Genomic DNA, 765 nt, shown 5'->3' with positions numbered 1-765 from the left:
CGCCCCCGAGCCGCCGCCGGTACCGATGCCGCCGCCCTGCGCACCGTCCTCGTCCGAGCCGGCGCCCTTCACCGAGCGCACGGTGGCGCCGCGCGCGCCCGCGCCCGAGCCGCCGGCCGATGATCTGTTCGCGCCAGCCGCATCCGCCGCGGTCCCGGCGGTCGCCACGATGGATTGGGAGCAGCTGGCGCGCGCGGTGCACGGCTGTCGTGGCTGTGCGCTGCACGAGACCCGACAGCACAGCGTCTTCGGCAGCGGTGCGCGCAATGCGCGGCTGATGCTGATCGGCGAGGCCCCGGGCGCCGACGAGGATCGTCAGGGCGAGCCGTTCGTCGGACGGGCGGGGCAACTGCTCACGCGCATGCTCGAGGCGATCGGGCTGGCGCGCGAGGAGGTCTTCATCGCCAATGTGCTCAAGTGTCGCCCGCCCGGCAATCGTGACCCGCACCCCGAGGAGATGGCCCGCTGCGAGGGCTATCTGCAACGTCAGATCGCGCTCATCGAGCCGACACTGATCCTCTCGCTGGGGCGGATCTCGGCCCAACACCTGCTCAATACCGATGTCAGCGTGGGTCGGCTGCGGGGGCGCTGGTTCGAGGTCGGCGATGCGCGCATTCCGCTGCGGGTGACTTATCATCCTGCCTATCTGCTGCGCTCGCCGGCGCAGAAGGCCAAGTCCTGGGAAGATCTCAGCGCGGTCGCGCGGCGGTTGCGGGAGACTGAGAGGAAATAATTTCCATATTTAATTATTTTCTAATATAATCC

At 68.5% G+C, this 765-nt stretch carries 1 protein-coding gene; it reads left to right on the top strand.

The window, feature by feature from the left end; genetic code table 11:
* On the top strand, positions 1-733 hold a 733-nt coding region (locus EBL84_RS16715), incomplete at its 5' end, for a uracil-DNA glycosylase family protein (protein WP_369958167.1).
* Between the last annotated feature and the right edge of the window lie 32 nt (positions 734-765).

It is taken from the genome of Marichromatium sp. AB31 (genome assembly GCF_003718685.1).
Taxonomy (GTDB): domain Bacteria; phylum Pseudomonadota; class Gammaproteobacteria; order Chromatiales; family Chromatiaceae; genus Marichromatium; species Marichromatium gracile.
This window is presented reverse-complemented; position numbering and strand designations above follow the sequence as displayed.